The organism is Arthrobacter sp. SIMBA_036, from assembly GCF_046535135.1.
Lineage (GTDB): Bacteria > Actinomycetota > Actinomycetes > Actinomycetales > Micrococcaceae > Arthrobacter.
In genome coordinates, this window is sequence record NZ_JAWRXG010000381.1 from 1 (window position 1) to 247 (window position 247).

Annotated in this window: 1 protein-coding gene; it reads right to left on the minus strand. The window is 44.1% G+C overall.

What is annotated here, in order from left to right:
- Positions 1–247 (minus strand): hypothetical protein (locus SB659_RS20240; protein ID WP_410551725.1); only part of this gene is annotated, 247 nt, incomplete at both ends.

A 247-nucleotide genomic window follows, 5' to 3' on the forward strand; every position in this document is an offset into this window, starting at 1 on the left:
CTAAATCACGTAAGGCCTTAAAACTAATAACCCGCTGCAAGTTCTCTTGCGTGTAGAGTGAGGAGATTATTGGCTTTAGCGTCTCGTAGGATTCATCACCAATTAAAACTTTCCCGCCTGACTCACTTTTTATTGAAGGCATAAAGGTCAAGCCTTTTTCTTTCATGTAGGAGCCCCACGAGCCAAAATCCTCGGCGAACTCAGCAGCCTGCTTTCCGGCTATTTCCAATGCGTTTTCTTTTCTCAT